The sequence below is a fragment of the Nocardia sp. NBC_01499 genome, assembly GCF_045040275.1.
In the GTDB taxonomy this organism is placed as follows: domain Bacteria; phylum Actinomycetota; class Actinomycetes; order Mycobacteriales; family Mycobacteriaceae; genus Nocardia.
Genome location: NZ_CP109426.1, coordinates 1,965,498 through 1,984,171 on the forward strand (window position 1 = coordinate 1,965,498; position 18,674 = coordinate 1,984,171).

Annotated in this window: 21 protein-coding genes; 6 read left to right on the forward strand and 15 right to left on the reverse strand. The window is 66.4% G+C overall.

The window, feature by feature from the left end; genetic code table 11:
* The first annotated feature begins 182 nt into the window (after positions 1-182).
* Genes OG203_RS08905 through OG203_RS08915 form a run of 3 tightly spaced genes read left to right on the forward strand, consistent with a single transcriptional unit; the run spans position 183 to position 1,695 of the window.
* Positions 183-431: a DUF6879 family protein gene (locus OG203_RS08905; RefSeq protein WP_405165204.1), complete on the forward strand. Its 249-nt coding sequence runs from the start codon at positions 183-185 to the stop codon at positions 429-431.
* Entirely contained in the window at positions 428-1,297 is an 870-nt protein-coding gene (locus OG203_RS08910) for a helix-turn-helix domain-containing protein (RefSeq protein WP_405165205.1), read from the forward strand. Before OG203_RS08905 ends, OG203_RS08910 begins: the two co-directional genes overlap by 4 nt.
* On the forward strand, positions 1,294-1,695 hold the full coding sequence (locus tag OG203_RS08915; RefSeq protein WP_405165206.1) for an NUDIX domain-containing protein: 402 nt from the start codon (positions 1,294-1,296) through the stop codon (positions 1,693-1,695). The genes OG203_RS08910 and OG203_RS08915 overlap by 4 nt, the downstream gene beginning before the upstream one ends.
* A gap of 88 nt (positions 1,696-1,783) precedes the next feature.
* Here OG203_RS08915 and OG203_RS08920 read toward each other — a convergent pair whose 3' ends face one another.
* The 7 genes from OG203_RS08920 to OG203_RS08950 form a co-directional block, all read right to left on the reverse strand.
* On the reverse strand, positions 1,784-3,073 hold the full coding sequence (locus OG203_RS08920) for an IS256 family transposase (RefSeq protein ID WP_405167794.1): 1,290 nt from the start codon (positions 3,071-3,073) through the stop codon (positions 1,784-1,786).
* Between the two features lie 67 nt (positions 3,074-3,140).
* The gene (locus tag OG203_RS08925) at positions 3,141-3,932 is read right to left on the reverse strand and encodes a MerR family transcriptional regulator (RefSeq protein WP_405165207.1); all 792 of its coding nucleotides are present in this window, start codon (positions 3,930-3,932) and stop codon (positions 3,141-3,143) included.
* A gap of 48 nt (positions 3,933-3,980) precedes the next feature.
* Positions 3,981-4,340, reverse strand: coding sequence for a hypothetical protein (locus OG203_RS08930; protein ID WP_405165208.1), 360 nt, complete (start codon positions 4,338-4,340; stop codon positions 3,981-3,983).
* 267 nt (positions 4,341-4,607) lie between these two features.
* Entirely contained in the window at positions 4,608-4,838 is a 231-nt protein-coding gene (locus OG203_RS08935) for a ferredoxin (protein ID WP_405165209.1), read from the reverse strand.
* Between the two features lie 12 nt (positions 4,839-4,850).
* The gene (locus tag OG203_RS08940; RefSeq protein WP_405165210.1) at positions 4,851-6,053 is read right to left on the reverse strand and encodes a cytochrome P450; all 1,203 of its coding nucleotides are present in this window, start codon (positions 6,051-6,053) and stop codon (positions 4,851-4,853) included.
* Between the two features lie 107 nt (positions 6,054-6,160).
* Positions 6,161-6,757 carry a TetR family transcriptional regulator gene (locus OG203_RS08945; RefSeq protein ID WP_405165211.1) on the reverse strand — a complete coding sequence of 199 codons (597 nt, stop codon included), beginning with the start codon at positions 6,755-6,757 and terminating at the stop codon, positions 6,161-6,163.
* Between the two features lie 115 nt (positions 6,758-6,872).
* On the reverse strand, positions 6,873-7,811 hold the full coding sequence (locus OG203_RS08950) for an alpha/beta hydrolase (RefSeq protein ID WP_405165212.1): 939 nt from the start codon (positions 7,809-7,811) through the stop codon (positions 6,873-6,875).
* Between the two features lie 324 nt (positions 7,812-8,135).
* Here OG203_RS08950 and OG203_RS08955 point away from each other — a divergent pair, with 324 nt between their 5' ends.
* Positions 8,136-8,438, forward strand: a complete 303-nt coding sequence (locus OG203_RS08955; protein WP_405165213.1) for a cytochrome P450 — start codon at positions 8,136-8,138, stop codon at positions 8,436-8,438.
* Positions 8,439-8,848: 410 nt separating this feature from the next.
* The gene (locus OG203_RS08960; RefSeq protein WP_069166293.1) at positions 8,849-9,052 is read left to right on the forward strand and encodes a cold-shock protein; all 204 of its coding nucleotides are present in this window, start codon (positions 8,849-8,851) and stop codon (positions 9,050-9,052) included.
* Between the two features lie 61 nt (positions 9,053-9,113).
* On the opposite strand, the gene OG203_RS08965 is transcribed toward OG203_RS08960, so the two are convergent.
* Positions 9,114-9,758, reverse strand: a complete 645-nt coding sequence (locus tag OG203_RS08965; protein ID WP_405165214.1) for a TetR/AcrR family transcriptional regulator — start codon at positions 9,756-9,758, stop codon at positions 9,114-9,116.
* 110 nt (positions 9,759-9,868) lie between these two features.
* Between OG203_RS08965 and OG203_RS08970 the strand changes: the two genes are divergently transcribed.
* Positions 9,869-10,264 (forward strand): hypothetical protein, encoded by a 396-nt coding sequence (locus OG203_RS08970; RefSeq protein ID WP_405165215.1) that lies wholly within the window; start codon positions 9,869-9,871, stop codon positions 10,262-10,264.
* Here the strand turns inward: OG203_RS08970 and OG203_RS08975 are convergent.
* From OG203_RS08975 to OG203_RS09005, 7 genes are all read right to left on the reverse strand, one after another.
* Entirely contained in the window at positions 10,257-10,832 is a 576-nt protein-coding gene (locus OG203_RS08975; RefSeq protein ID WP_405165216.1) for a methylated-DNA--[protein]-cysteine S-methyltransferase, read from the reverse strand. The two genes, OG203_RS08970 and OG203_RS08975, sit on opposite strands and share 8 nt — an antisense overlap.
* On the reverse strand, positions 10,829-11,092 hold the full coding sequence (locus tag OG203_RS08980) for an Ada metal-binding domain-containing protein (RefSeq protein ID WP_405165217.1): 264 nt from the start codon (positions 11,090-11,092) through the stop codon (positions 10,829-10,831). The genes OG203_RS08975 and OG203_RS08980 overlap by 4 nt, the downstream gene beginning before the upstream one ends.
* Before the next feature lie 7 nt (positions 11,093-11,099).
* On the reverse strand, positions 11,100-11,828 hold the full coding sequence (locus OG203_RS08985) for a 2OG-Fe(II) oxygenase (RefSeq protein ID WP_405167802.1): 729 nt from the start codon (positions 11,826-11,828) through the stop codon (positions 11,100-11,102).
* A 76-nt stretch (positions 11,829-11,904) separates the two neighbouring features.
* Entirely contained in the window at positions 11,905-12,519 is a 615-nt protein-coding gene (locus OG203_RS08990; RefSeq protein ID WP_405167803.1) for a methylated-DNA--[protein]-cysteine S-methyltransferase, read from the reverse strand.
* Positions 12,519-12,998 (reverse strand): RNA polymerase sigma factor, encoded by a 480-nt coding sequence (locus OG203_RS08995; protein ID WP_405165218.1) that lies wholly within the window; start codon positions 12,996-12,998, stop codon positions 12,519-12,521. Before OG203_RS08995 ends, OG203_RS08990 begins: the two co-directional genes overlap by 1 nt.
* Before the next feature lie 43 nt (positions 12,999-13,041).
* A complete protein-coding gene (recD, locus tag OG203_RS09000) occupies positions 13,042-14,955 on the reverse strand; it encodes an exodeoxyribonuclease V subunit alpha (protein ID WP_405165219.1) in 1,914 nt (637 codons plus the stop codon).
* Positions 14,952-18,437 (reverse strand): UvrD-helicase domain-containing protein, encoded by a 3,486-nt coding sequence (locus OG203_RS09005; protein ID WP_405167804.1) that lies wholly within the window; start codon positions 18,435-18,437, stop codon positions 14,952-14,954. Before OG203_RS09005 ends, recD begins: the two co-directional genes overlap by 4 nt.
* Positions 18,438-18,674 lie beyond the last annotated feature (237 nt).

The window sequence follows — 18,674 nt, forward strand, 5'->3', positions numbered from 1 at the left end:
GACCGGGTCGACTGGCACCAGTCCCAAGCGCCACCTATGACGCTAGGAAGACGGACGGATGGCAGTCCAGGGCATTGCACAACCGTGCACGAAACTTATATTGCCACTACACAACCGGTATCGACCGGCGATAATAGAGCGATCGAGAGCATCATCCTGCACGAACCGAAGGAGGACGGATCATGCGGTTACGGTTCCTTGGTAAAGGCGGTAGCACGAACAACGGTTGCCCGTCGTTGTTCGCCACCGACCAGGACAGCGATGACTTCTGGCTGTTCGACGACCAGCTGGTGATCTTCTCGGCGTTCGGCCCGTCCAGCGCGTGGTCTGGTGCGGTAACCGTTGATACAAATATTGTGGACTACTGCCAGCGAATCAAAGAACGATTCTGGCCGTTGTCCATACCGTACTCGGAGTATGTCACGACGTGACCGGCTCCGTACAGCAGCAACGCGAGTCTCTCGGGGCGCGGCTTCGGGAGATTCGTTGTGCCGCCAGCATTTCCGGTGCCGAGCTTGCCCGTCGCAACGGATGGCATCCGAGCAAGGTCTCCAAAATCGAGTACGGGAGGATCAAACCATCCCGTGATGACATCGCGGCATACTGCCGAGGCTGCAACGCCGACGACCAGCTAGCGGACCTGCTGGCAACAAGGCACAACATTGATTCCGCTTACATGGAATGGCGGAAGATTCTCGGCACCGGAACCAAGCGGCGCCAACAAGCATCAGTGAAATGGGAATCCGAGGCGCGGATCCTACGATGGTACGAGCCGGTACTCATTCCTGGCCTGCTCCAGACGGCAGACTACGCCACGGCGATCCTGCAGAAGGTCATCGACTTCCACCGGATTCCCGATGACCTCGACGAAGGTGTGTCCAAACGTATGGAACGCCAACGCGTTTTGTACCAGCGGGATCACTTGTTCCATTTCGTCATCGCCGAACAAGCGCTGTACACCACCGCCGGAAATGATCAAACCATGATCGGCCAACTAGACCGGCTCATCGCTATTCAGGGGATGTCAAGGGTGACTCTGGGCATCGTGCCATTCATGGCATCATTCGAGACGGCGACAACAAGTTTCGTCATGTTCGACAACAAGATGATCCTGATCGAGGGAATAACAGCCGAGCTCAACATAACCCAACCAAGGGAAATCAAGGTCTACCACCGGACTTTCGATATTCTCGTCAGCCAATCGGTTACGGGGGAATCCGCCCGAACGCTGATCATGTCGGCAATGGACCGTCGGCGGGCACCGAGGGAACCTAACGCGAAGGATCTTCCACGATGAACACCACTATCGACAAGGTTGCCTGGATCTACCTGGACAACGGCAGGATCCTCAGTACTCGTTCACGGGGTAAGGATGTCTACTACATTCCCGGCGGGAAGCGGGAATTCGGTGAAACGGACCTCGACACCCTTGCCCGGGAGATTGCTGAGGAGCTTGCCGTCACTATCATTCCCGCGACCGCTGCCCACCTGGGCACGTTCTGTGCCCAAGCTCATGGCCACCCGGGTGGTGTCACCGTTCAGATGACCTGTTATACCGCCGACCACCATGGAATACCAACCCCCAGTAGTGAAATCGACGAAGTCGTTTGGCTTAGCTACGCCGACCGCAACCGTGTCTCACCCGTCGACCAAATCATCTTCGATCATCTCTACCAAACCGGCGAACTTCACTGACTCCGTATAGCAGCAACGTGAATGTCTCGAGTCGGACTCTGAGTTCACTGGGTCTGTCCAGATAACGGTGTAACTCGGGTTGATTGAACTATTTTCGTCCGGCGGTGAGTCGGCCTTCGAAGGTGATATCGAAGGCGTTGAGCGCGGCTTTCCATCGGGTGATCCATCGTTTCTGGCCGTCTCCGGTGGGGTCGAGGGCCATGACCGCGAGGTAGACGCATTTGAGGGCGGCTTGCTCGTTGGGGAAGTGGCCGCGGGCGCGGACCGCGCGGCGGATACGAGCGTTGACCGACTCGATCGCGTTCGTGGAACAGATAACGCGCCGGATCTCGGTGTCGAAGGCCAGGAACGGAGTGAACTCGGCCCACGAGGTTTCCCAAAGCCGCACGATAGCAGGATATTTCGTGCCCCAGGCCTCGGCGAACTCGTAGAACCGTTCCAACGCCGCGGCTTCGGTCGCGGCGGTGTAGACCGGTTTCAAGGCTTTGGCGATCACGGCCCAGTCCTGGCGCCCGGCGTAGGAGAACGACGCGCGCAGCAGGTGCACGATGCAGGTCTGAACGACCGCGGCCGGCCAGGTCTGCCCGATCGCTTCGGGTAGTCCTTTGAGCCCGTCGCAGACGAGCATGCAGACGTCATCGACACCACGGTTTTTCAGCTCGGTCAGGATCTGCAACCAGAACTTCGCGCCTTCACCGCCGTCACCGGCCCAGAGCCCGAGGATCTCGCGGCCGCCCTCGACCGTGACGGCCAACGCGAGGTAGATCGGCCGGTTGGCGACCTTCCCGTCGCGGATCTTGACATGGATCGCGTCCAGGAAGATCACCGGATAAACCCGGTCCAGGGGCCGGTTCTGCCATTCGGTCATGCCGTCGATGACCTTGTCGGTGATGGTCGAGATCGTCTGCTTGGACACCTCGGCGCCGTAGACCTCGCGCAGATGCGCCGAGATCTCGCCATGAGTCAGGCCCTTGGCCGAGAGCGACAACACCATGTTCTCCACCCCGTTCAATCGACGCTGGCGTTTACGCACGATCTGCGGTTCGAAGCTGGCGTCGCGGTCACGCGGGACATCGATCTCGACCGGACCGACATCGGTCACTATCGTCTTCGATCGGGTTCCGTTGCGGGAGTTAGCCGTTCCACGACCCGCCGGGTCACCGTGGTCATAGCCGAGGTGATCGGTGATCTCCCCGTCCAGAGCGGACTCGACCACCATCTTGGTCAGCTGCCCCAGCAGCCCGTCTTCGCCGGTCAACTGCAGCCCGCTCGCGCGGGCCTGGGCCACGAGCTGGCCTACCAACTCGGCATCCACCACCGACGACTTCGCCTTCCTGGGTCTGGCCACCGAGTCAGTATCGACCACATCGACGGCCATCACATCAGAGTTCATGTGCCACTCCTTGTTTCGGAGTTACACCGTTGTTCTTACAGTCCCAGTTCACTCAGGCGGTGTCGGCCGAGTCGGACTCGTGGCGGCGGCAATTGGCCAGGATCGCGTCGTGGATGTATTGGGATAGGCCGGGGGCCATGTCGTCGTAGTTGAGGCCGGAGCGTTGGTTGGTGCGGTAGGCGGTGGCTAGTTGACGGTGGGTTTCGTAGGGGCAGTCGTGGAACCAGTGGTGGAGGTGTTGGCGGTGTTGTTCGGCTAGGTCCATGACTTGGGGGGAGGTGGCGGGGGTGCCTGCGTGCATGGCGTCGGCTAGGTGTTGGTGGATGGTGGCTTGTTCGATGCGTAGGGTTTCCCAGTCTTGTTTGGTGTAGTGGATGGCGCGGTCGCGGCGTTGGGCGAATTCGGGTGTGTGGCCCCATTTTTCGGTGATTTCGTCAGCGCGGTCAATGAGTTTGTCGATGCCGAGTACTAGCAGTCGTTCGGTGGGGGTCAGGGTTATGCCGATTCGGCGGGCGGTGAGTTCCTTGTCGATCAGGGCGATCATGGATTGGTAGCGGGTGATTTTCGCGGTCAGTAGCTCGCGTTGGCGGCGGAGGTGGTCTTCGTCGCCGATGCTGGAGTCGGTCAGGACGGCGGTGATGTCGGGTAGGCCGAGGTCTAGTTCGCGGTAGAACAGGATGCGTTGCAGGCGTTGTAGGTCGGTGTCGGAGTAGAGGCGATAGCCGGCCGCACTGCGCGCGGATGGTTCGAGTAGGCCGATCTCGTCGTAGTGGTGCAGGGTGCGGATGGAAACACCGGTCAGTTCGGCGACCGTGCCGACGGTGTATTCGAAGGATGGTTCCATGTCTGCCACTGTGCGGCCTCACGTGACGTGAGTGTCAAGGGCGAAACGTCACTGGCCGTAGGAGAACCGGAGATCGGCGAAAAGTAGTTGGTTGAGGCGGCGGCGGAGATGTCCCGTCTTGCTCTGGTCCGGGGCTTCGTCCGGACTGAGCAACGTGAACCTCAGCAAGGTGTCCCCACCCTCGACCGCGGTCAACTCGAAGTGCACCTGATCGTCAGGCCTGCTCGGCCAAAGCGACGACCACACAACCCGGCTCGGCTTGTCGGCCTCTAGAACTCGGGGTTCGACTTCATCGGACAGCAACTCGAGCCAAGCCCGAGCTTGTCGCCGCCGCGGCTCCGTCAGCGACTCCCACACGACGAGCGGCGGCGCGGGCAGCCGCCGCGCCCTCGAACCGATCTCGATCATCCCAGCAGCGTAGAGGTCCTCGACATGTGCTGGCGCGGTCCGTGACCGTCGGGAGCGAGGAATTCCAGCCGGTTGCCGACTCGGTCGTGAGTGTGGAAGCGACTTCGGCCGGGGTCTGCCCGGTGGACCGGAAATCCGGCCGCAAACAGGGCTTCAGCGGTTGTGTCTAGGTCAGCGACGAACGCCGGGTGAGCTTTGGTGGCGGGGTGGCAGTTTTGTTCCACCCCGACGTGCAGCTCCCCGGCGGTCCGCCGAGACCTCGCCCGATCAGGGCTCCGGACTGAGGATTTCGCCGGTGTCGGCCGAGCGGACGAGGATCGCTTCGATCGGGCAGGATTCGGCGGCGTCGATGAGGAGGTCGTCCGGGGGGACGACCTCGGTGATCGGGCTGGAGCGGCCGTCGACGAGGGTGAAGTGTTCGGGGGCGAGGCCGGTGCACATTCCCGAGCCGAGGCAGGTGCTCCGGTCGACCTCGATGCGCCAATGTTGCTCTGCCATACCAGTTTCCCCTTACCAGCTCACCGGAAGCGCTTTCGGCCCGCGAACAAGCAGACCGGTCTTCCACGGTACTTCCTCGAACGGCACCGCGAGATGCAGTGTCGGGAAGCGTTGCAGCAGCGAGCCTAACGCGACCTGCAGTTCGAGTCTGGCCAATTGGGCGCCGAGGCAATGGTGCACGCCGTGACCGAACGCCATGTGCGGGTTGCTGATTCGGGTGAGATCCAGCTTTTCGGAGTTGTCGAACACATCCTCGTCGCGGTTGGCGGCCTGAGTGTTGACGATCACCGACTCGCCCGCACGCACGGTGACGCCACTCAGCGCCACATCCTCGGTGGCCACCCTGGCGAACGCGCCGCCGGAGCCGAGTTGGACATAGCGCAGCAGTTCCTCGATCGCGTCGGGCACCAGTTCCGGCCGACTGCGCAGCAGTTCCCAGTGTTGCGGCTCGCTGAGCAGGACATAGGTGAAGTTGGCGATCTGGTTTGCGGTCGTCTCGTGGCCGGCGATCAGCAGACCGATGCCGAGGTTGACCAGCTCGTCTTCGGTCAGCCGGTCCTCGTTGTCGCGGGCCGCCACCAACGCGCCGAGTAGGTCGTCGGTCGGCCGCTCCCTGCGCTGCGCCACCACCTCGGCGAGGTAGGCCTCGAGGGCCGCGCGCGCGTCATCGATCTCCTCGGAGGTGTATGCGGTGGTGGACAGCACGGTGTCGGAGAAGTCGCGGAACCGGTGCTGGTCCTCGGTGGGTATGCCGAGCATCTCGCAGATCACGGTGACCGGCAGCGGCAAGGCAAGGCCCTGCACCAAATCGGCTACCGGACCGGCCAATTCGATCTCGGTGAGCCGCTCGTCCACGATCTGCTGCGCGCGCGGGCGGAGCTGTTCGACCCGGCGGCTGGTGAACGCCTTGGCGACCAGTTTGCGCAGCCTGCTGTGCTCCGGCGCGTCCATGCTGAGCAGCGAGTTCTGCCGCGACGGGTTCCGGGTGGTGCGCGGGATGTCCTCGCGGTCCACCGTCGCGGCGCGGCTGAACCTCGGGTCGGCGAGCACCAGCTTGGCGTCCGCGTATCGGGTGACCAGCCAGCCCTCGTCGCCGTAGGGCAACTTGACCCGGGACACCGGCTCCTCGCGGCGCAGTTTGGCGAAGAGCGGGTCCATATCGAGGCGGACAGGTTCACCGAAAGGGTATTGGCGCACCTCAGTTTTCACGGTCATGCGGGTCTCCCTTGGCCGACGCCAGCTGGCGCGGTAGCTATGTAAGCAATTGCTTACAAGACTTCATGTTAGGGAGGTCACACTGCTCAGTCAACGGTCGGATTCTGTTACGGCGGTGGGAAATTCACGTCCGTCCTAGCCAAAAGCACTTGGGCGGCGCGCAGCACATGGCGGGCAACTGTCGCCGGGTCCGCGCTGGCCAGCGGCTCCCTGAGGTGCACAGAGCGCAGCAGTCCGATACCGAGCAACCAGGCGAGCAACAGGTCGGCACACAGCTCGCTATCGGGGCCGTCGCCGAGTGCGGACATCGCGCGGACATATTCGTCGCCGAGCTCGCGGCGAATCGCCGATGTCCCCTCGTCGTGTCCAGGGGAGCGCAGCGCGGCCTGCAGCCAATAGTCTTGCGCCGCTGAGTCGGTCGGCTCGAGCATCCCCGCGAGCAGCCTGCTCAGCAGCCCCTCGACCGGCCCCTCCTCGAGCCTGCGGCGCCCCTGATCCGCGATCGCGGCGCGGAACAGCTCGTCCTTGTTGCCGAAATACCGGAACAGCAGCGCCTGGTTCACCCCGGCGCGCGCCGCGATATCGCGCACCGTGGCGCGCTCGTACCCGCGTTCGGCGAACAACTCCTGTGCCGCCGTGAGGATCGCGGCGCTGGTGGCGACCGAATCCCTTTTGCGGCTGACCGTCTCGTTCTCGCTTGACATGTATCCTCCGGTTGCCAATCTCCGGAAAGTGCAGCGTAAAGCAGGCAACCGACCCTTCGCTGACACCAGCCGCGGCGTGCGAGCGAACGACTGACGCTAAGGATTATCTGTCAGATCACGCGCCGAGCGCGCCAGCCAGGTGCGGCCAGGAATCGTGCAGGTCCGTTTCGAACTGTCCCCAGGTGTGCGCGCCCTCGGGCCGGTTGACGTGCACCGCGGGCACACCGAGCTGACCGAGCCTGCCCGCGAAGGCGGCCGTGCACGCGCTCGCGATGGCCTCGATCGGCGGGAAGGGCAGTCCGCCTTCGTCAATCGCGCCTGGCGTGCCGGTGGCGGCGGACAGGTAGATCGTTTTCCCTGCCAGCACAGCCGCATTGGCGAACGCGTCGTGCGACCGCCAGACCGCGCCGCCCGGCGCGCCCCACATGTTCGCCGAGTTGCCGCCGCCGCGCACCACCTGGGCGCTGACCATCACGACACCGAGAGGGTCAGCGGTCCAAGGACATCCGCTGTAGGCCGCCACGGCGCGGTACACATCGGGTGCCTGGATCGCGAGGTCTACCGCGGACGCCGCACTCATCGACACCCCGGCGATCGCGTTGCGTCCGGTGCTGCCGAGCTGCGCGTCGAGCACGCCGGGGAGTTCACGCGTGAGGTAGGTGAGCCAGCGATTGCGGCCGACGGCCGGGTCGTCGGCGAGCCAGTCGGTGTACATGCTGTACGCGCCGCCGACCGGCATCACCACGTTGACGTGCTTGTCGGCGAAGAACTCCCGCACATCGGTGTCGTCCCACCAGGAGATTCCGTCCTGACCGCCCCCGATTCCGGTGAGCAGGTACAGCGTCGGTGCCGGGCCACCCGCGGCTCGAATCACCCGGTTGGTCACCACTCGATCCATCGAGGGCGAGTAGACATCCATCCGCGACACCGACCCGCCAAGAGATGCCTCTTCGACCAACCGCGCCCCGGTCGGCACCGCCGCGGCCGGTCCGACGGACAGGACCGAAACCAGCAACACACCGACCAACACACCCAAATACTTTGAAGCCGCCACTATTCCGTTATACCGCTGGAAGATCAGCGGAAAACCCGAAGTGTAAGACCAAGATTCGGGTCTTGACAGTGCCACCGACATGTCGTTTTATGCGCCTCCCAGCCCGGAGACCAGCTACGATGACGCCGAACACGCACGGGGACAGTGCCTATCGGGCGAGCAGGGACAGCAGGATCGAAACTGGCTGCACGACTGGTTGATTCAGCGATATCAGGGGGTCTAGCGAATGCTCAGCACGCCGACGGCGGCGATGCGCGCCTACCACCAGACCATGGCCGACACCGTCGCCGAGCTGATCGACTACCGGTTGGATCGCGGGGGCCGGTGGATCGACGTCGCCGTGACCCGCGCCGGGGTCGCGACCACAACGAATTCGATCCCGACCGGTTCTTGCCGGAAAATCTGCGCAAGCTCGACACTCAGGTGCACAACGCGTATAAGCCGTCCGGTACCGGCGAACGTGCCTGCATAGGACGCCAATTCGCATACCACGAAATTTCGCGCGCGCTCGCGGGCATCGTGCACAGCTTCGACGTCGAACCCGAACCGAACTACACCCTCGATGTCGGTGAACAAATCACACTCGAACCACTCGGATTTCGTGTCAAATTGCCCAAACGGACGTAGCAGACCCGCTCCGGCGATTCGATGCCGGACCGCGCGGGCAGCGATCGGCGACCGCAACGCCGCAGCTGCGGGGTGCTAGCAGCGACAAACCGGCGCGGATCGAGGACCCGGCGGCACCCGAACCCATGACATGTCGCGAGCAGATTCCGCGGCGCGCCGAACGGCCGACATCGAATCTGCGTCGACCCGTCTAGGCGGCGCCACCCACGATCGGCGGGAAAAAGGTAGGCTGACGCGGCGCTAGTGCTATCGGCTCTAGGCCGGTAGAGCAGTGAGCGGAGAATGCTTTTGCACACATTCCGCTCGCCCGCGTTAACCATGCGGCCAGCGCGCATGGAATGCTGTCCACTGAGTCCGTAATTTTGCAACATTTCTGTGGACTGAAACATCACTGAGTACAAGGAGAAAATATGACACAGGGCGTCGTCAAGTGGTTCAACGCGGAGAAGGGGTTCGGCTTCATCGCGCAGGACGGCGGCGGTCCCGACGTCTTCGTCCACTACTCGGCTCTCGGCGGGTCCGGGTTCAAGTCCCTCGATGAGGGACAGCGCGTGGAGTTCGAGGTCGGCCAGGGCCAGAAGGGTCCGCAGGCCACGGACGTCCGCGCCATCTGATCTAGGCCGGATTGACGCTCCTCCCACTTTCGCGGTGGGAGGGGCACACCTGCACGATTCGTCAAATGCCGCGGCCGATCATGTCCAGCATCCGCTGACCCATAGCGTCGAGCTGATCGTCCGGCAAGGTACGTAGCGGGCCGTCGATGGCGAGGAATGCCATCCCGTGCACCGCCGACCACACCAAGTATTCGGCTCCCGGCCTGCGTTCCGCGGGAAGGTTCCCGGCAGCCACCATCTCGTCGAGCGCGTCTCCGAGAAGTTCGATACCTGATCTGCCCGTTGGCCCCGCCGCGTCCGGTACGCCAACCGCGGTGGCATTCCGACCGGTCGTGAACGCGGTGCGGAACAGCCCGGGTTCGGTCCTGGCGAATCGGAGGTAACCGATGCCGACGCCACGAAAGCGTTGCAGTGCCGCCATCGCGGGATCCGCGCTCGGCGTGAGATCGTCCAGCTCCGCCGCCATCATGGTCGCCATCTGCGCCAGTGCGGCCGTCGCCACCGCGTCGACGAGAGCGTTGCGGTCCGCGAAATAGGTGTACGCGGCGTTCGGGGCGACACCGGCCTGTCGAGCCGCCTCGCGCAACACGATCGCGTCCGGGCCGCCCGCCCGCGCCAGCCGCAGTCCCGCCTCGATCAGCGCCGGCTTCAGCGCGCCGTGCCGGTAGGTGGTGCGGCGCGCGGCCTGCGAACTGCTCTCGGTCATACAACCCCTCTGTGATTTGCCTCACAACATCTGTACGGCATACAGATATCGTTTTACGTTCTGTACGCCGTTCAGATTAGTGGAACGGACACATCTACCGAGGGACGACCATGGACCCCATCAAGCTGTTCACCGCGATCGCGCTGATCTCCCTGCCCACCGTGATGTTCGGCGGCGTCATGGCCTTGCGCCTACTCGCCACCGAGAAGTTGACCGAATACCAGCGCACCTACTTCCGGGCCGGGCACGCCCATGCTGGCGTGCTACTGGTGATGACCCTGGCGACGCTGACCATCCTGCGCGACACCGGATTCGGCGACGGCGTGCTGTGGGTCGTGTGCACACTGCTCGCGGTCGGCGTGATCGCCCAATCCGGCGGCATGTTCCTCAATCTCGCGATCGGCAAGCCGGGCAAGTGGTCGGCCGCGAACACGTTGAGCGCTTCCGGTGGTGCGCTGCTCGCTATCGCGATGCTCACCACCGCTTACGGCGTGATCGTCAAATAGCCAGGGGCAGTAGGAGATCGGCGGACTCGAGGTCGAGCAGGGTGCGCTTGGCGGGGAGTCCACCCGCGTAGCCGGTGAGGGCGCCGTCCGCACCGACGACCCGGTGGCACGGGAGCAGGATCAGCAGTGGGTTGCGCGATAGTGCGCCGCCGATCTTGCGGGCGTCCTCGGGTCCGCGGCCGAGTGCACGGGTAAGCGCACCGTAGGTGGTCGTGCGGCCGTATCGGGTTGTGGTTTCAAGGGTTTCCAGGACTTGCCGGTCGAAGGCGCTCATCGCGGAGCGGTCCGTTGGGACGGTGAAGTCCTGGCGGGTGCCCGCCAGATATCCGTCGATCTGGACGATCGCGGTGACGAGATAGTCGAGGGCACAAGAATTCTCGGCGGTCGGCGCGGCTGGAGCTTCATCGGTGAAGCGCACCCGGGTGATGCCGAGCTGGCTCGCTTCGATGCGGAGGTTGCCGAGCGTCGAGGCGTGAACTGTGCGGGCGGACGAGGTCTGCATGGTGTGCTCCTGTTCGGCGTTCTTGTCACCTGGTAGACGCCCGCCGAGCCGCGAACGTGAGATCACCGAGAATTGTTGCGCTCGGCCGCTTTCCAGGTCGCGTACTGCTCCGGCAGGCAGACCGCGCACGGTCGGTAGCCCGCGCTGATCGCGGTGGGTTCGTCGGCGAAGAAGACGCGGTGGGCGCGGTAGGCGCCGCGTGCTAGGGCTCGGAGGGCGGACGGGCAGTCGAGGCGGCCGTAGATTCTGCCGCGCCGATGGCCGCCGTACCTGCCCGGAGTCGGGCTGAGGTACGGGCGGCCGTCGGCGTCGAGCAGCGTGTACATGAGTTGGTTATTGGGCGTCGTGCAGGACCAGGCCGAGGGTATGGCGGATGCCGCCGCGAATTCGGCTGACACCGTGGCGAACCGGCGCGCGCGACCAGCCTCGGCTCGACGGGGTCGGGCGGTCGCGTGTGGTGAAGATCAGGCCGTGGCCCTGTTCCAGCACGGTGACGGTGGCTTTCGACTGTGCGCGCGGGCGTTGCTCGACGAGCAGGAACTCGCCGCCGGTGTGGTCGACCCCTGGACGATCCAGTCCGATCACCACCTGCAGCGGGAAGACCAGGTCACCGTAGAGGTCGCGGTGCAGGGCGTTCCAGTCACCTTCGGTGTAGCGCAACAGGATCGGCGTCGGCTTGGACTGTCCGGCGGCGTGGCAGGCATCGAGCCAGTCGGCGAAGTCGTCGGGCCACGGTGCCGGGTCGCTGAGCCGTTCGGCCCAGGATCGGGCTACGGGCAACAGCTTTCGGTAGCACGCCGCGCGCATGGTCATGATCGGTTCGGGGACCGGGTCGGCGAAGTAGCGGTAGGTGCCCTGGCCGAATCGGTAGCGCGCCATATCGATGGTGGAGCGGAATCTCGCCAGGTCATCCCACATTTCAGTGAACTCGGCGCATTCCGCGGGCGTCAAGAGCGGGCCGGTCTGGGCACAGCCGTAGGTGTCGATCTCATCGATGAGGTCGGGCCAGGGCTGTGCGTCTACTCGATCGGCCAGCGGGGCAAGGGTTTCGGTGTTTCGCATACCGCCTCCAAGTTCAGCGGGGTTGTCGATGCCGCGCTGGATGATCAGCGCCGCACCGGAATTCATGTCTCTCGGATTACGCGGCTTCCAGGGTCAGCAGCGCGGATTTGGCCTCGATGCCACCCACGTACTGTCCGATGGACCCGTCGCTGCGCACCACCCGATGGCACGGAATCACCACGGGCAGTGGGTTGTGCGCGCAGGCCGAACCGACGGCGCGAACCGCCCGTGGATTGCCGACGGCAGCCGCCACGACGGCGTAGCTTTCGCGCTGCCCATAACCGATGTCGATCAGATGCTCGATCACCTGGCGGCGGAATCCACCGGTCAGTTGCAGGTCGAGGGGCAGGTCGAAATGTGTTCGGGCACCGGCGAAGTACTCGTCGATCTCGCGGGCCGCGGCGTCGAGGCGCGCGGGGGCGGCGAGCACGCGGGGGCTGACCCGCTCGGCGAGCGTGCTCAGGACGGTGTCGTGGTCCTCGTTGGGGTAGGCGACGCGCACCAAGCCCGCCGGAGTCGCCGCGAGCAGCAGCGTGCCGACGGGGGTGTCCATGGTGCGGTAGGCGACGTCGAGCAGGCCCGCGGACTGTGCCTCGGCGGCCAGCCGGACGTGCAGTTGGGCGAGCAGGTCGCGGTCGGCGGTCAGGCCGTCGAACAGGCCGTTCGGGTCGCCACGGTCGATGGTGGCCATCATGAGTCATCCTTCGGATAGAGCTTGCGCAGAGTTTTGAGGCCGTCGGCGGCGGCGCGGCGGGCGGCGTCGGTGGAATTGCCGAGCAGCTCGGCGATTTCGGCGTGCGGCAGGCCTGCCAGATAGTGGTAGGCGACCGCCTGGCGCTGCTTGGGCGGCAACGCTTTCAAGGCGGCCCAGAGGTCGGGGTCGTAGTCGGCCGGGTCGGGAGCCGAGGACGGACGCTCGGGCAGTGTCTCGGCCGGGACGGGGGCGCGGGTGAGCGCGCGGCCGACGTCGATCGCGCGGCGGTGCGCGATGGTGACCAACCATGCCTCGATGTTCGCGTCGGGGTCGAGGTCCGGATACGCGCGCAGGGCGGACAGGAACGTCTCCGACCACGCGTCGGCCGCGTCCGTCGGACCGAGCACCGCCCGGCACACGCGCAGCACCATCGGGCCGTATTCGGCCACCACTTCCTCGAACGGAGGCAATCTCACACTGGGTAGACGTGCGGGGCGTGGAAAACGTGAGATTCGCTGGTCATCGGGTTCCGTCTTCGCGGCGGGACAACCCGCTGGCGCGCAGCACCCGGCGGGCGATACCGGCCCTGATGGACTCGTCGGTGCCGATGACGCGGACGTGGCGGCGGGCGCGGGTGATCGCCGTGTAGAGCAGTTCCCTGGTCAGCAGGGTCGACTCCGGTTCGGGCAGCACCACCGAGACGGTGTCGTACTGACTGCCCTGGCTGCGGTGGATGGTCATGGCGAACACGGTGACCACGGCCGGGAACTGGGTCGGGTGCACCAGGTACGGCTCGCTGCCGCGTTGCAGTGCGGCACGCAGCGAACCGTCGGGCATGCGCACGACGACGCCGGTGTCACCGTTGTAGATGCGGGCCTCGTGGTCGTTCGCGGTGACAAGCAGCGGCTGGCCGGGATACCAAGGCGCCGAGTGGGATTCGGGGCCCGCTCCCCCGGCGGCGGCCCACTCGGCGGCCATCCGATCCCAGCGCTCGACGCCGAACGGGCCCTGACGGTGTGCGCACAGCAGGCGGTGCGATTCGAGTGCGGTGAGCGCGCCCGCGGCGTCACCGTCGAGGGCGGCGGTGGTCACCTCGCGCGCGGCGCGTACGACATCCGCACGGACACCGGCCATTTCGTCGGGGGCGCTGAGTGACAGTTCGTCGCCGCCCGCGCGGAGTAGTTCGAGTGCGGTGTCGGCGTCGCCGGCGCGGACCGCGACGGCGAGGTCGGCGATCCGGCCGCCGAAGCGGCGACCTCGGGTCAGTCGAACGATGCCGCCGCGCAGGCGAGTTCGCTCCAGTGTCGTCAATGCGGCCGGATTGTGTTCCGGTGCCGCCGATTCCGGCGAATCCGCGCCGAGGATCTCGTCGAGCATCGGATTCGGGGTGCCCGCAACGGGTCCCGCGACGAGGTCGGCGAGTACCGCGCCCGCGTCGACCGAGGCAAGCTGGTCCGGGTCGCCGACGAGCACCAGCCTGGTGTCGGGGCGCAGGGCGGCGAACAGCCTGCTCATCATGGTGAGCGACACCATGGAGGTTTCGTCGACGACGATCACGTCGTAGGGCAGCCGGTTGAATTCGTGGTACTTGAACCGGGTGGTGCGGCCGCGCTGCCAGCCGAGCAGGCGGTGCAGGGTGGCGGCGGTGAGGTCGGGCAGGCCGAGTTCCTCGGCTTGTTCGCGGACCGCCTCTTGGAGTCGCGCGGCGGCCTTACCTGTCGGCGCGGCCAGCGCGATACGCAGTGCTGGCAGTTTGGGATTGGCCTTGCGGTGCGCGTCGAGCAGGCCGATGATGCGCGCGATGGTGTGCGTTTTACCGGTGCCAGGGCCGCCTGCCACCACCGTGGTCCAGTGCGTCGCGGCGAGCGCGGCCGCGAGACGCTGGCGGTCGGGGACGCCGCCGACCGGTGCGTCGAACAGCCGATCCAGTTCGCGCCGAACGATATTCGGGTCGACCACCGGGTGATGCCCGGACCGCTCGGTGAGGACGCGGCGGACGGTCTGCTCCTGCTGGTAGTACCGATCCAGGTAGAGCAGCGGGCCGGTGTCGTCGCTGCGCTGCGATTCCACCAGCCGCAAGGGTTGCAGCGGACCGGCGGGCCCACCGGTCACCAGCGGACTGACCCGCAACGCCGCCACCACCGCCTCGATGTCGGGCCACGGCAGCGTCGCCGGATCGATGCGTTCACCGGTGTCCCAGGTTTCGTCGGCGTCGATACCGATCTCCCGCATTCGGTGCAGCTCCAGGCATACCGAGCCGGAGCGCACCGCCCGCACCGCGAGCGCCGCCGCGAACAACACCTGCTCGGCGTCCTCCCGACCCAAGCGCCCCAATCGAACCGCGACGTGCACGTCGGCGGCGGACAATACCCCCGCCTCGTTGAACGTCCGCAACAGACCGGTCCCCCGCTGCGCCAACTGAATCGAGGTCATCGGGGGGCCTCCCCAGCCAGAAGTTGAGAGAGCGCGATGATGAGCGAGGCTGGTGGGTTCCAGTCGAAAACGCCGTGGCTGGTGGGGGTTTCGGGGCCGATCATGCCGCGGACGAAGAGGTAGCGGGCGCCGCCGAGGTGGCGGGCGGGGTCGTAGTCGGGCAGGCGCCAGCGCAGGTAGCGGTGCAGGGCGACCGCGTAGAGGAGGGCCTGGAGTGGGTAGTGCGAGCGCAGCATCTCGGCGGCCATGCGGTCGCGGGTGTAGTGATCGACGGTGAGATCGCCGGTGCCGAGGCGGTTGGTCTTGTAGTCGACGATCACGAATCGCGTGTCCGCGCCGTCGGTTACCCGGAGGACGGCGTCGATGCTGCCGGTCAGGTAGCCGCGCAGCGGGATGTCGTCGAGGGTCGCCAGGTGGTCGGCATAGACGAAAAGGTCGTCGTCGGAGGGTAAGTGGGTGCGCAGCAGGTCCGCTATCTGCCGCAGCGTCGCCGATTCGGTACTCGGGGTGTCGCCCCCGGCCAACGGCAGCTCGAATTCCAACTCGTTCAAGCGATCTCGGGTGGAGATATCGGCGAGCGAGCCGATGCCGAGCGGGGTGCGCAGCGCGGCGAGCACGGCCGTGCTGAGCACGGACGGGTCGGCTTCGGCCATGAGTTCGTCGATGACCGCGCGACAGCGGGTGTCCACCTCGGCGGCCAGATCCGTTGCGTCCGTGTCGATCAGCTCGAACACGGCGTGCACGAGGGTGCCGAATTCCGCGCCGTAGGGCAGCGAGTTCATCAGCGACGCCGCGCCGGAGAACACCTCTTCGACCACGGCGATCACGGGGGTGCTCGGCTCGTCGGCGGGGCCGCGGCTGTCCTCGGGTTCGATCTCCAGCTCGGGGGTGGCCGGGCCGTGCGCGGACGCGGTCAGCGCCGAGTACGAGGTGCGCCGCCACTGGTGGTCCAGCTTGCGGTCGAAGTGCGCGGCGGCGAGCTCGCCGGTGACGGGCTCGGTGCGCACCCGCTGGATCGCGATCTCGTCGGTACCGGCGACGGCCGTCACCGAGATGGCCTGCGCCGCGACCCCGGCCCAGGCCGAAAGCAGTCCTGGCGCAACGGCATCCGCGGGCACGGTGGCCCGCGGCGGCACGGTGTCACCGCCGTCCGGGCGGCCGAGGATCATCCGGTGCAGCGGCGACGCCGCGGTCGTGATCGCGGGCGCCCACCACGCGACGACCTGGCACATGGCGCGGGTCAGCGCGACATAGAGCAGGCGGAGTTCCTCGCCCGCCTCCTCGGTTTCGCTGCGCAGCTTGCGTTCGGCGTAGCCGGACGCGTCCGGTCCGCCGACGTCGAGCACGCGCATGTCGTTGTCGTCGTGGAACAGCAGCGTCGCCGGGTACGGGTTCTTCGCGTTGTCCCAGGCGAAAGGCAGGTAGACGATGGGGAATTCGAGACCTTTGCTGGCGTGCACGGTCGCGATCTGCACGGCCGCGGCGTCGCGGTCGAGCCTGCGGCTGCGGTCGGCGACGCTGCCCGACGCGGGGTCGCGCACCCGATCGGCCAGCCAGCGGGTCAACGCGGTCAACCCGAGCGACTCGGTGAGCGACACCTGATCGAGCAGTTGCGCGATGTGCCGCAGATCGGTCAGCTGCCGCTCCCCGTTCTCGACGGCGAGCAGCCGGTGCGCCAGATCCGCTTCGGCGGAGATCTTTTCGAAGACCGCGGCGAAACCGGCGCGGGCGAACAACCGGGCGGCATCGCGGAGTTGCGCGCTGACGCGGCCGACCAGATCCGCACCGCCGCTATCGATTTCGGTGGCGGTGACACCGATCAGTGGTGTGCAGGCGGCCAATCGGACCCGGTCGCCGCGATGCGGCTGTTCCAGTGCGCGCAGCAACCACAGCCAGTCGGTGGCACTGCTCGTCGCGAACACGCTGGTGCCGCCCGCCAGCACGGAGGCAACACCGACACGGTCCAAAGCCGCTCGTACCACGTCGATTTGGGAGCGAGTGCGGACCAGGACGGCGATATCGCCGGGGCTGATCGGCCTGCGCGTCACATTGTCCGGGGACACGCCATCGGCCAGCCGTCCCCCGATCTCGCCCGACGGACTCGATCGGTCGATGCCAGCGTTCGAGTCCTGCGCTCCGCCCGGCTCGACGATCGGACCGCCGAACGTAGCGGCCGCGCCAGCATTCGGCATGACCCGGCCAGCATGGCTCGATTGCCCGGTGGCGGCCAGCGAGACCCCGGACTCGAGGAGCCGGACGATATCGGCGGCAAGGTCGTCGGCAACCTTCGCGCGCATGCGCCCGACCGCGGGGAAGCCGGACTTGTTCAACGGCCCCGCGCCGGTGCGCGGCAGGCAGCGCAGCCGCAGCGGAGTGACGAGCTCATCGAGCCCGGACAGACGCGACCACGGCCGGGTGGCGGCCACCGGGTAAACGGTGATCTCCTTGTGCCCCAAGGCCGCTCCGCCTTGCAGGTGGTCCAGCGCGGCCAGCAGACCGGCGTCGCTGCGCCAGTTGGTGGTGAGTTCCTTGCGGGTGTCGGCGTGCGCGACCGCGTCCAGGTAGCTGAGCACCTCGGCGCCGCGGAAGGCGTAGATGGCCTGCTTCGGGTCGCCGACGAGCACCAGCGTGGTGTGGCCGTGGAAGGAGCGGCGCAGGATGTCCCACTGCAGCGGGTCGGTGTCCTGGAATTCGTCGACAAGCGCGACCCGGTAGCGCTCGCGGATGCGGCGGCAGGCGCGGGGTCCGTGCTCGGTGTCGGCGAGCACGTCGTGCAGCAGCACAAGCAGGTCGTCGAAGTCGCGCAGCCCGGCAAGTCGCTTGCGGCGTTCGGTTTCCGCGCGGACTGCGGTCGCGAAGGCGACCCGTTCCCCGGCCGCTGAGTCGCCCTTCGGCATCAGCACCGCGTGCCGGTCGCGCACGGCTGCTAGGGCCAGCGTGTGTGCCTCTTTCACCGAGAACGGCGGTTCGGTACGGGCGTACCGGTTCAGGTAGAGGTCGTCGGCGACCGTGCCGATCAGCTCGTCGACGGACTCGACCAGCCGCGAACCGGGATCGTGCTCGCCCGCGAGGCCGAGCTCGTCAAGCATGCGCTGGCAGAAGCTGTGCGTTGTCGCGATGGTGCCCGCGTCGAAATCCGAAAGGGCCGCGAGCAATCGGGCCCGCCGACGCCGCACCTCGTCCGAATCCGCCTGCGCCAGATGCCGAATCAGCTCGTCGGCGTGCGCGCGGGCCAGTTCCGGGTCGGCGAGCCCGGCGGCGACGACCACGAACCGATCCCGGGTGCGCTCGCGCAATTCCTGCGTTGCCGCCCGGCTGAACGTCACGAGCAGCAGCTGCGAGACGTCGATCCCGGCCTCCGCGACATACCGCACCGCCAAACCGACGATCGCGTGCGTCTTGCCGGTCCCGGCACTCGCCTCCAGCACGGTCGTCCCGGTGGGCAGCGGACCGTACGGCTCGAACCTGTCGGGTGCGTCCATCTCGGGCACCACGAACGAGGTGTCTTGCACGGTCACCCGAACACCCGCCTTTCGACCCGCCGAAACAGCCATTCTGCCGGGTCGGCGCATGCCCCTGCGCCACCGACACGCGTGCGGACGGCCGCAGGCGCCGGGGCGAACTCGCGATCGCCGGACCCCGCCGCGCCGAGCAGCAGGTCAGCGCGGTGCATTCGATACGGCGTCGGCCGACCGGCTCGACACCGATCACCCGCCGGA

Bases quoted from the DNA above. Each gene is read 5' to 3' on its own strand.
- OG203_RS08905 (WP_405165204.1), top strand. From the start codon at position 183: ATGCGGTTACGGTTCCTTGGTAAAGGCGGTAGCACGAACAACGGTTGC.
- OG203_RS08915 (WP_405165206.1), top strand. From the start codon at position 1,294: ATGAACACCACTATCGACAAGGTTGCCTGGATCTACCTGGACAACGGC.
- OG203_RS08920 (WP_405167794.1), bottom strand. From the start codon at position 3,073: ATGGCCGTCGATGTGGTCGATACTGACTCGGTGGCCAGACCCAGGAAG.
- OG203_RS08925 (WP_405165207.1), bottom strand. From the start codon at position 3,932: ATGGAACCATCCTTCGAATACACCGTCGGCACGGTCGCCGAACTGACC.
- OG203_RS08930 (WP_405165208.1), bottom strand. From the start codon at position 4,340: ATGATCGAGATCGGTTCGAGGGCGCGGCGGCTGCCCGCGCCGCCGCTC.
- OG203_RS08935 (WP_405165209.1), bottom strand. From the start codon at position 4,838: ATGGCAGAGCAACATTGGCGCATCGAGGTCGACCGGAGCACCTGCCTC.
- OG203_RS08940 (WP_405165210.1), bottom strand. From the start codon at position 6,053: ATGACCGTGAAAACTGAGGTGCGCCAATACCCTTTCGGTGAACCTGTC.
- OG203_RS08945 (WP_405165211.1), bottom strand. From the start codon at position 6,757: ATGTCAAGCGAGAACGAGACGGTCAGCCGCAAAAGGGATTCGGTCGCC.
- OG203_RS08960 (WP_069166293.1), top strand. From the start codon at position 8,849: ATGACACAGGGCGTCGTCAAGTGGTTCAACGCGGAGAAGGGGTTCGGC.
- OG203_RS08965 (WP_405165214.1), bottom strand. From the start codon at position 9,758: ATGACCGAGAGCAGTTCGCAGGCCGCGCGCCGCACCACCTACCGGCAC.
- OG203_RS08970 (WP_405165215.1), top strand. From the start codon at position 9,869: ATGGACCCCATCAAGCTGTTCACCGCGATCGCGCTGATCTCCCTGCCC.
- OG203_RS08980 (WP_405165217.1), bottom strand. From the start codon at position 11,092: ATGTACACGCTGCTCGACGCCGACGGCCGCCCGTACCTCAGCCCGACT.
- OG203_RS08985 (WP_405167802.1), bottom strand. From the start codon at position 11,828: ATGCGAAACACCGAAACCCTTGCCCCGCTGGCCGATCGAGTAGACGCA.
- OG203_RS08990 (WP_405167803.1), bottom strand. From the start codon at position 12,519: ATGGCCACCATCGACCGTGGCGACCCGAACGGCCTGTTCGACGGCCTG.
- recD (WP_405165219.1), bottom strand. From the start codon at position 14,955: ATGACCTCGATTCAGTTGGCGCAGCGGGGGACCGGTCTGTTGCGGACG.
- OG203_RS09005 (WP_405167804.1), bottom strand. From the start codon at position 18,437: ATGGACGCACCCGACAGGTTCGAGCCGTACGGTCCGCTGCCCACCGGG.